The 9,996-nt window shown below is 31.5% G+C and carries 10 protein-coding genes; 2 read left to right on the forward strand and 8 right to left on the reverse strand.

Annotated elements, in window-relative coordinates; genetic code table 11:
• The 5 genes from EU95_RS0109250 to EU95_RS0109255 form a co-directional block, all read right to left on the reverse strand.
• A partial coding sequence (locus tag EU95_RS0109250) for an Ig-like domain-containing protein (protein WP_032523088.1) occupies positions 1–1,406 on the reverse strand: 1,406 nt, incomplete at its 3' end.
• A gap of 7 nt (positions 1,407–1,413) precedes the next feature.
• Positions 1,414–2,577: an HlyD family secretion protein gene (locus EU95_RS00065; RefSeq protein ID WP_032523089.1), complete on the reverse strand. Its 1,164-nt coding sequence runs from the start codon at positions 2,575–2,577 to the stop codon at positions 1,414–1,416.
• Entirely contained in the window at positions 2,574–5,528 is a 2,955-nt protein-coding gene (locus tag EU95_RS00060) for a peptidase domain-containing ABC transporter (protein ID WP_052046871.1), read from the reverse strand. The genes EU95_RS00065 and EU95_RS00060 overlap by 4 nt, the downstream gene beginning before the upstream one ends.
• Entirely contained in the window at positions 5,525–6,316 is a 792-nt protein-coding gene (locus tag EU95_RS00055) for a peptidylprolyl isomerase (RefSeq protein ID WP_032523090.1), read from the reverse strand. The genes EU95_RS00060 and EU95_RS00055 overlap by 4 nt, the downstream gene beginning before the upstream one ends.
• Before the next feature lie 503 nt (positions 6,317–6,819).
• The gene (locus EU95_RS0109255) at positions 6,820–7,038 is read right to left on the reverse strand and encodes a hypothetical protein (protein ID WP_052046872.1); all 219 of its coding nucleotides are present in this window, start codon (positions 7,036–7,038) and stop codon (positions 6,820–6,822) included.
• Positions 7,039–8,099: 1,061 nt separating this feature from the next.
• On the opposite strand from EU95_RS0109255, the gene EU95_RS00050 reads away from it, so the two are divergent.
• Positions 8,100–8,408, forward strand: a complete 309-nt coding sequence (locus tag EU95_RS00050) for a hypothetical protein (protein ID WP_032523091.1) — start codon at positions 8,100–8,102, stop codon at positions 8,406–8,408.
• 135 nt (positions 8,409–8,543) lie between these two features.
• On the opposite strand, the gene EU95_RS00045 is transcribed toward EU95_RS00050, so the two are convergent.
• The 3 genes from EU95_RS00045 to psbN form a co-directional block, all read right to left on the reverse strand.
• A complete protein-coding gene (locus EU95_RS00045; protein WP_032523092.1) occupies positions 8,544–8,687 on the reverse strand; it encodes a high light inducible protein in 144 nt (47 codons plus the stop codon).
• Positions 8,687–8,803, reverse strand: coding sequence for a high light inducible protein (locus EU95_RS00040; RefSeq protein WP_032523093.1), 117 nt, complete (start codon positions 8,801–8,803; stop codon positions 8,687–8,689). Before EU95_RS00040 ends, EU95_RS00045 begins: the two co-directional genes overlap by 1 nt.
• Positions 8,804–9,108: 305 nt before the next feature.
• Positions 9,109–9,324 carry a photosystem II reaction center protein PsbN gene (gene psbN / locus EU95_RS00035; protein ID WP_032523094.1) on the reverse strand — a complete coding sequence of 72 codons (216 nt, stop codon included), beginning with the start codon at positions 9,322–9,324 and terminating at the stop codon, positions 9,109–9,111.
• A gap of 356 nt (positions 9,325–9,680) precedes the next feature.
• Between psbN and EU95_RS0109260 the strand changes: the two genes are divergently transcribed.
• Positions 9,681–9,996: hypothetical protein (locus tag EU95_RS0109260; RefSeq protein ID WP_032523095.1), on the forward strand; the 316-nt coding region annotated here is incomplete at its 3' end.

Genomic DNA, 9,996 nt, shown 5'->3' on the forward strand with positions numbered 1-9,996 from the left:
TTATCTCTAAGTTGAGGCGCTCTAGTTAATTTCAATGTGGGAGCAATATTATCTCTAAGTTGAGGCGCTCTAGTTAATTTCAATGTGGGAGCAATATTATCTCTAAGTTGGGGTGCCCTAGTTAATTTCAATGTGGGAGCAATATTATCTCTAAGTTGAGGCGCTCTAGTTAATTTCAATGTGGGAGCAATATTATCTCTAAGTTGAGATGTACCTCTTAATTTCAATGTTGGAGACATACTATCTCTAAGTTGAGATGTACTTTTTAATTTCAATGTTGGGGCTATGGTATCTGCTGTTGTGAAAGAATAAGAAGATGCATCATTGATGCCTTGGAACGAATTACCATAAGCATCATCAAATGCAGTTGCATCAATTTTGAGATAATAATTGGTAGATGAAGAAAAATTACGTGAAGGATTTATGATAATTTTATTTGTTCTTGAGCCAGTAACTTGAGGACTTGAAACATCGATGGTCTCAAATATTGAATTATCTTCTGATCTGTAAATAACAATTTTACCCTGTTTTACAAAAATCGGTTCAGAAAAGTCAAGAATAATATTTCCATTTTCAGCAATTAAATCACTATTGTTTGAATACGATTCTTCGATCAAATCCTCTGTATTAAAAGTAGATAAAATCTCATTATTACTATCTAAAACGGAACTAAACCCAGTTGCACTTGTATAAAATGAGATTGATTTTCTACCCTCAACTCCTGAAAATGAATTACCAGCAAGATCATCAAAAGCAAGATTATCTATTTTTAGGTAATACTCTGTATAGGGGGCTAAATTGACTCTAGGAATAATTGTTATTTGATTTGTATTTGTGCCAAGAACTTGGCTGCTTCTAATGTCAATAGTTTCAACTAGTGAATCATTAGATCTTTTATAGATAGCAATACTACCTCTCTCAACATCAACTGGCTCGGAAAAATTAAGAATTATATTTCTACTTCCTGCAACTATTGTTTCTGAAATATTTTTTACAGTTGGGGCAATAGTATCAAGAGTTTCGAAGGAAAAAGATGTTTTATCACTTACTCCTCCAAATGAATTGCCGAACTCATCGTCAAAGGCTGTTGAATCAATTTTAAGATAATATTTAGTTGAAGAACAAAAATCAAGAAGGGGGTTGATTGTTATTTTATTAGTGCTCGAGCCTGTAACTTGAGCACTTTTAACGTCTATGGTTTCAAATATTGAATCATCATCTGCTTTATAAATGACAATATTACCTTCTCTTATAAAAATTGGCTCTGAAAAGTTAAGTATTATATTGTCTCTCTCAGAAATAAAATAGTTCTGGGAATCATTTTGATTTTCTTTTGCATATCCTGATCCAATAGCACCCGTTAGAGCAACAAAAAGAGAAACTACTATTTTAGGAAAGCATCTCATGATTAGATTAAACCTCCTTTAGAGAATCTGTTTTATCTTTAAATCCACCAAGTAATAACTGCAGCCATGAAACTTTTCTCAATTTGATATTTGCAGTTAAAGACATACCTGCTTGTAAAGGCAGTTCTTTCCCAGACTTCAATACCAACTTTTGAGATTGAAGTCTTACAACTGACGGGTATCGATAAAACTGATTTTCCTTATCAGGAGGAAGAACATCACTGCCAATTCTTATAACATTTCCCCTTATAACTCCAAAATCATTTGCTGGGAATGAGTCAATGCTTATATCAACTGGTTTATTTAGTTGAATAAAACCAATATCAGAACTTTTAATATTTATCTTTGCTTGGAGTGCATTAAACGGAACAATTTTCATAACTGGCTCACTGCTTTGGGCTACAAAGCCAGGTCCTGTTGGTTTAAGATCGAAAATTACTCCATCAACAGGCGAAACAACATCTTTATAACGAAGATTAACATTAGCTTCTGTCAAATTGCTTTTTAACCCAGCTAACTGCCCCTTAAGTTCTTGAATACTTTGATTAAAAATTGCAAGTTGTCTTTCTCGAACAATCAAAGTACTACGATACTCTCCTTCAAGCTCTGCAACTTGATCTAATTGTTGTAAATATTGTATTTCTGGTGCTGCCCCTTTTAAAGCAAGCTTCTCAATACGATTTAAGATTGTTTTGTTTAATTCAATTTTTTGTTTAAGTACTTCTATCCTCGAGTCATTTAGGCCAAGATATCTATCTAATTCAGTTTGTTTTAGTTGGAGTTGAGCTTCTTTAGCCCTTAAAATTTGCAAACTCCTTCTCGCTTTATCTTCTGAAGCTTCTTTATCCAATCTTAGTAATACTTGTTCTTTATTAACTCTTTGGCCATCTGTAACCAACATTTCTTTTAAAACCCCACCCATTGGGATTTGTACTACCTTAACGTCACCAATTGGGTGCAATAAACCTTTAGCAACTACCACTTCATCCGTTTTAGCTAAAGCTAAAAAAGAAAAAGCTCCTACGCTAGTTCCAAGAAGCGTCCATGTAATTGTTTTGGCTAAAGACTTAGAAGGTTGAATTCCAATTTCGCCTGAGTCTCCATTTTGAGAAATATTAGAGAGGATAGATGTTTCTGATTGATTAAAAAAACGTTGCAGAATATCAATCATACATTTAATTCACTTTGACTATTGAGTGCGAAATAAGCTCCATGATTTTCAATAAGTTGTTCATGATTGCCCTTCTCAAGAATATTGCCATTTTCCATGTAAAGAATCAAGTCTGAATCTTTGACTGTTTGCAATCGATGAGTAACAAAAAAAACAGTAGTATCTTTTACTTCATTAATTAGGTTTTTGCAAACCATATGCTCTGTTTGATAATCAAGTGAACTTGTGGCTTCATCTAATATTAGTAATCTGGGCTTTGAAATTAGGGTTCTAGCTAAAGCAATACGTTGGCGTTGTCCTCCCGATAAATTAGCCCCTCTTTCTGAAATAAAACTACTGTAGCCGTCTGGTAAATCCATAATAAAATCATGAGCACAGGCAATCTTACAAGCTTTAATAATTTCCTCATTCGAAACATCTGAGTTATCAAAAGTAATATTTTCGGCAACAGTTCCCCTAAACAAAAAAGTATCCTGGGGTACAATTCCTATCTGACTTCGTAAAGAGTAAAGCTCAACTTTAGAAATATCGTAATTATCAATTAAAATTCTGCCCTCATTTGGCGAATAAAGTCTTGCCAACATCTTGGTGAATGTACTTTTGCCACTTCCACTTTTTCCTACAACTCCAACAAAAGTACCTGGTTTTATATTTAGGTTTATATTACAGATACTTTTCTTTGTAGATGAATCAAAACTAAAAGATACATTTTCGTATTTTACTTCGCCTTTAATAAGAGGTAGTGGGATCTTTCTCTTATCCAGATCATTAGATTCTTGAGGGGTATCTATTACATCTCCGATTCTCTCTAATGAAATTTTTAGTTCCTGAATACTTTGCCAAGTATTTGAAAGTCTAAGAAGGGGCTGTGTTACATATCCAGAGATAATTCTAAAAGCAATTAATTGACCTAAACTTAATTTTCCATTTAATACAAGACCTGCTCCAACCCATAAGATCAAGATTTGAGATAGCTTTTGAAGAATCTGGGAAGATTGAGTTAAAATTGTTCCGGTAACATTCTTACTAAAAGATTTAGACACATACCTTTTGTAAATTTCTTGCCATTTCCATCTTGTTTTCAATTCTATATTCTGCGCCTTGACAGTATTAATTCCCGTTAATGCTTCATTTAAACAGCTTTGAGCTTTTGCATTTTCATGGGCTGCCTCTCGATGTTTGCGTCTGAACAAAGGAGTTCCAATTATTGTTATGGCTACCTGTATTGGTAAAACACATAATGCAAAGAAAGTAAGTAGCCAACTATAAAAAAGCATTACAACGATATAAATAAAAGAAAAACAAGTATCAAGTAAAGTTGAAAGCGCCTGACCTGTAAGAAAATTTCTTATCTTTTCTAATTCTGCAACTCTTGTACCAAGTTCTCCTACAGGTCGTTTATCAAAATAGTTAGAAGGCAACCTCATTAGATGATCTACAACCGCTGAGCCTAACCGCATATCAATACGATTAGTAGTTTCACTAAAAAGAAATGTCCTTAAACCACTAATGAATCCTTCCATTAGCGTGATAACAACTAGAGCAAATCCAAGGACTTGCAAAGTTTCTAGACTTCTTTGATTAATAACCTTATCAATTACAACCTGAATTAATAGCGGGTTAGCCAAGCTAAATAATTGAACGACAAAAGAAGCGATTAGAACCTGAAAAAGAGCAGCGCGGTGGCGACGTAATACTGGCCAAAACCATGAAATGCCAAATTTAGATTGAGGCGTTGTACTCTTTCTCTCTAAAAGCAACATCTCAATTCCATTAGGAAATACCTTTTCGATTTCTGCAGAATCAAGTAGCACCCAACCATCGCGCGGACTAGCGATAACAAGGCCATTAGCATTAGAACTGCTAACTACTGCAAATCCCTCACGCCATTTCACCAAAGATGGCGTCTCGAGTCTCTTCCCTAACGATTTTGGAGCATGAATTTTATTGACATGTAATCCCATCATTAATGAAACATCTCCACAAAGTTGTAAATTAATTTCCTGATTACTATCTAGTGCCTTTCTTAAAACCTTTTCTATAGCATCACGACGAAATGGTAGATCCAATACTTTTGATAGCATCTGGAAACATGACATAGCTTCTTGAAAAGTACCTTTACCTCTTATTAACTCCAGTGTTTTTTTATCAGATTGTCCAAGATCAATTCCTGTAGCCAATGGAACTGATTGCCCATTTTTAGGTAATAAATTATTTTGTTTTATTTTATTCGGTTCATTTTGATCAATAGTATTTCTAAATTGAAAAATTTTAGGATTTTTTATGACAATAATTCTTGGTGGAAGAGGAGGGGAAGACTTCGGGATTTTCTCGCCCTGCGAAATTTTTGTCCCAATAGGATTTCTAGGTATATTTTGACTTGCAACTATTAGCTCTTGATTTTGATTAATTGAATTAAGTGTTCCAACATAAGGTAAAAGATTTGATTCTGATTTCAGTTCTGAAATAGCTCGTTTCAACGGAAAGCCATTTTGAGGATAATTAAAAGACTCAAGACGTATCAGTTCAGCTAATTCTGCAGTAAAAATTGTATTTGTAGACCATTTAAAAAACTCTTTTTTTTCTTGTAAGAGCTTTAGTATTAAAGTATCCGGTAAGCTGATAGCCTCTATTTCGGAAGCTGCGATTATTTCTTCACAGGGGGCTGCTCTTAAAAAAGATGCAAGCCCTAGAAAAGAACCAGGTCCTAACTTTTCTAAAGTAATAATATTTTCTTGATCTTCCCAAATTAACCTTGCTTCCCCTTTATTAATCAGAAAAATCTCACTTGGAATGATGTTTTTCCTACACAAGTAATCCCCAATTGAGAAATAATGTCTCTTACAACTTGTAGACAGTTGTCTTGCAATATCATCGCTAATATCACTAAAAGCAATTAAATCACGAATTATAGGAAACTTCTCATAAAGCTTATTAAGAGGATTGATCATAAGCTTATATCTCCCAGAGACCAGCACTCTTGATCACTTTCATCACTTTTAAGAGAAGAAAGAATTTTTACTGCCTCCCCTAACAACCAATCTTTATATAGTGCATAACTTTGATCTTCGATAATAAATCCATTATCAAAATTAGTCACAAAACTTTCCAATCGTACTATTAACCACCAATTTTCAATTTTAAATGGTTTAATCAATTGACCTTGCTTAGCCGATCGTAATTTTTCAAGAAGAATAGGATGAGTCTTTGATATTGGTGAAGGGCCTATAATCCCGTTAGTCTTTTTTTCGAGCCCCTCAGAATATTTATTAATCAGTTCTTTAAAATTTACATCTTCCTCAGTAATCTGAAGATATAATTCATTGGCTAATCCTTCTTCAGATACCCGTAAAAGTGAATAACTTACAAGCTCTGTTTTTTTCTTTTTTGAGGGAGTTTGAGTTTCTGAGGAAAAATATTTATTAGAGTAATTTTTAGATCTCTCTTCTTTCTCTATTAAGTATTTTAGATCGTCTTTAGAAAGCAAATGAGTTTTACAATATTTTTCCATTTTTATATCATTATCAATTTCATTACTGAACTTAAAATCTTGAAGCAACTTCTCTTGTCTTTGTCTGCTCAAAGCTATATTTTTATTTTTTTCATCTTTAAGAATTTCAACCAAAAATGTTTCTAACATTCCATACCTTGCAAGTAGATTCAAGATATTTTGATTTTTTGAAAGTTTAGCTATTAATAAATCAGTGGAAGATTTTATTGTGTTATGTGTTTTACTCAAAAAAGATGAAATTTAATAAATTTATATTATTAAATTAAAATTTTTTGGCAAGTGCTTGCCAAAAGCTAGTCATCATAATCTCACTAGGAGATTTTAAAAATCTTCAATTAAGTATTTTTTACGTTGTTTTTATTTGAGATTTTGATTTGAATAAGAAAAGATGTAGATCTTCCTATGGAAAAATCGTTTCTAAATTTCATTTATTGGATCTTAGTAAAGTCAGCTGAAAGTTACTATGGGGACTCAATGAAAACAGAAGTTCCATACACTCCTTATTTTTAGACTTGGAAGAGCTAAATTTCATTCTTAGTTTTGGAACTATAAGTTTTAATATTGTTAACGTAGTAATCAATAATGGAAACTCATGAGCAGTGATTTGGTTATTGGGACTACATAAGAAAGTGTACCTAATTTAGATCCCAAAGAGAAAGTTAATCTGATTTAAATTCGATCTAAATTAAGAGGGATAAAAATCTCTTTTGTTTTTAACTTTTTTCTTCTCGTTATTCTGCTTCTTCTTTAACTTCACTTGCGTTTAACTCTTCCGCTTTTACTTCCTCTACTTTAAATTCAACTACTTTTACCTTTGGCTTTTCCGTTTTAACTACAACTACTTTTGATAGCATAGATTCAAACTTTCCTTTAATAAAATTTACTATGAAGATTAATATTGGAACATGGGCTAGACCACCCATAATCACTTTAGTTTCTGAGTAATACATTTGAAAGTTAATGAGAACTGAAATATTTAAGCATAAATTTAATTTTTAAATTTTTTTTATTAAGCCAAGCAACATAGAAAATTCCATCTTGAATCGTAAATCAATAATCTTGCTATTAATTAAGTAGAGACTTTTTTTTAAATGCCATTAGACGTATTTCTAATGAATATGTGTGTTGTAGTTATAGCTTTGCTCATCAGGAGAGAAATCAAACTTAGGAAAGTGAGATAGATTATGAAAGCACAAATTTTTAAAGAAAAATACATTCCAAATGTCCATGCTATTACTCTTTTACTTATGCTTCTTTTATGTCTTTGGTTACCGCTAGCACTAAGATTTCTACTAATAATTTAGCCAATCAAGTAGGTTACTTGTTGCTAGTATATTTTATCGGTATAAGTGGTCTAAGGACTTGTCCTTTTATAAGGACTTGAGCCTAGCGGTTTAAAGGTTAAACCCGTACTCCTACACATGAGCACAAAAACCTTTTATCTTTATGAATATCTCTTCTAAGACAATTAGCTTGATACTTAATGTAGTATTTGTGCTTTTTGTCTTTATCATTTAAAAACTACTTATCAAAAAAAATTAATAGTTTTAGAGTTATCCCAACTTTATTAAAATTTTATAATTCCGCTAGAGTATAGGATTTCAAAGAATATATAGCTACTGACTAATTAAAAGTAAGCTCGTAATTTATTAATTGGATCTCAATGAATCTTTTGCATAGTGCTGCATAGTTTGTCTATATAAATTAAGCAATATTTATCCACTTTAAACAAGGTACAAATTAGTTAGGCCTGTTAAGTAAATCAAGAAAAGTTGATTTTCTTTAATCTTTAAATAAATCCTAAATTTGTTAGAAAACCTTATATGGATCCTGCTTGCACATAAGTTATTCAAATCATCTTAAGTAGCAGATATTACCAAATAAGTTTATGTATTTTGAAATGAATATTTTTGCTCACGAAAACAACCTAAAACAAACTTTTTCTTGAAATAAAGATTGACAAGACATTTATAAAAAAAACTTCTATAAAACATTAACTTCTTTTATGAATATGTTTCTAACAAACAAAACTCGTTTAAAAATTAAGGATATCGTTAAGAGGATTTCAGTGGATGAGCAAGTCTCATTGGAAGAGAGAATTTATGTTGAAAAGTTTGCCAAACATAATTCAACTATATGGACATGGTTAAAGAAAGCAAACAGCTTAAGAAGATATGGGAAACAAAACTCAGATGGAATAAATGGACTGATCCAATCACTTGGACTCGATGGCTTGGAAACTGAAAGTCATTTTGATCCCAAGAATGATGATATTGCTGATTGGTTTAGTGGATCTCCTGATTGGGTAAGAAGAAGCTAATTGAAAATCATAAAAAATTAATAGTCAATAAATCTTTTCACTACATGTCTATTTTAGATATAGATATATTTTCCCTATAAAAAAGTCAACCTGTATAAATACTAGCTGACTCAAAGAAAATATTTGTTGAAAAAATTAAATGACACCTGGTACAATTTGACCTGTTGTTATGTATGCTCCGACAAGAGCAATTAGACCAACAAGAGCAAATTTGCCATTTAAATTCTCTGCTCTTACTTTTTGAGGATCAATATTCCTTGACTTATTTTTATTTTCCATTAAAAAATACCAGGGATAAGTTGACCGGATGTTAAATATGTTCCCACTAAGATCATGAAAGCCATCATTGCTGGTCTTCCAATGGCTCTATTGAGAATATCTTTATTTGAGTCCATTAAATTAAGTATTGTTAATAAAATATTACATAATGTAAACTAATATCGAGTAATGACTGTATCAAATGATTCATCTATGCAGAAATGTTTTAAAAATGTAGCAATTTATTAGTTTTTAAAAATACATCCAGTCAGACTTAAAATTTTCAAAAGCAACTTTATTGCTTTTTAAAAATTGCATTTTGGTTAGTCAACCAAAATAATAGAAAAATGAAAAATGATAATAAAGCTCCAGAAAGGATTGCAATAAAAAAGAATTCAGTTGTTAATTCTGAGTCAAAGAAATATAAATACATTTATATATCTCAATGAATATGTTCTGCTTCATTATGGTTGTGACCGTTGTGACCATGAGCAATTCCTAATTCATGCATCCTTGCATGCTCTTGGATTGTGTCCCTTAATTTATGAGAAGAGGGCCCAACTGTTGTATAAATTCCATAACCTATTGAGCCAAAAAGTAAAAGTCCAACACTACCAAAAAGCAAAAATAAGGTTGGAACTTTGATTGTTCCTAACATTTTCTAAAAATAAAAAAAATTACTCAAACAAACATAAGTATATTTAAAGGTTTATTCAAGTTCAAAATTTATATATTCACGAGGAAAAAAGCATCCTTAAATATAAATAATTAATGATCAAATTGTAATAAAAAAATAAATATTAAAACTAATAATCACAACGATTATATTTTAAATTTATTTATCAAAGTAAGAAATATAACACCTTTAGGTTTTTGAATACTTAAAATCATTGATAATAAAGAAGTTTATTTCTTATCTTTGATTTAACTAAATTTACTATGATTTGTATTATTTGATGTTGATTAAAATTAGATCTCTAAACTAGTTTGTACTTAATTCAATGGTATTAGTAAATGGAAGTTTTGCTTTTTGCACTTTTTTTTATTAGCGCACTAATTTTCTTTATTGCAGGTAAAGATGATTTTGGAAGGACTGAGAGATCAATAATAAAGGAAGAAAAAAATATCGAAGGAAGGGATAAGGTTGCAGAAGTGGTTCAGAAAGAGGATAAGGTTGAAGTGGTTCAGAAAGAGGATAAGGTTGCAGAAGTGGTTCAGAAAGAAGATAAGGTTGCAGAAGTGGTTCAGAAAGAGAATAAGGTTGCAGAAGTGGTTCAGAAAGAGGATAAGGTTGCAGAAGTGGTTCAGAAAGAGAATAAGGTTGCAGAAG

Origin of the sequence: Prochlorococcus marinus str. MIT 9201 (genome assembly GCF_000759955.1) — a bacterium.
GTDB classification, from domain to species: Bacteria; Cyanobacteriota; Cyanobacteriia; order PCC-6307; family Cyanobiaceae; genus Prochlorococcus_A; species Prochlorococcus_A marinus_G.

What these genes read in the sequence shown, in the direction of transcription:
- EU95_RS00045 (WP_032523092.1), bottom strand. Translation starts at nt 8,687, where the DNA reads ATGGAAAATAAAAATAAGTCAAGGAATATTGATCCTCAAAAAGTAAGA.
- EU95_RS00060 (WP_052046871.1), bottom strand. Translation starts at nt 5,528, where the DNA reads ATGATCAATCCTCTTAATAAGCTTTATGAGAAGTTTCCTATAATTCGT.
- psbN (WP_032523094.1), bottom strand. Translation starts at nt 9,324, where the DNA reads ATGTTAGGAACAATCAAAGTTCCAACCTTATTTTTGCTTTTTGGTAGT.
- EU95_RS00050 (WP_032523091.1), top strand. Translation starts at nt 8,100, where the DNA reads ATGTTTCTAACAAACAAAACTCGTTTAAAAATTAAGGATATCGTTAAG.
- EU95_RS0109255 (WP_052046872.1), bottom strand. Translation starts at nt 7,038, where the DNA reads ATGTATTACTCAGAAACTAAAGTGATTATGGGTGGTCTAGCCCATGTT.
- EU95_RS00065 (WP_032523089.1), bottom strand. Translation starts at nt 2,577, where the DNA reads ATGATTGATATTCTGCAACGTTTTTTTAATCAATCAGAAACATCTATC.
- EU95_RS00040 (WP_032523093.1), bottom strand. Translation starts at nt 8,803, where the DNA reads ATGGACTCAAATAAAGATATTCTCAATAGAGCCATTGGAAGACCAGCA.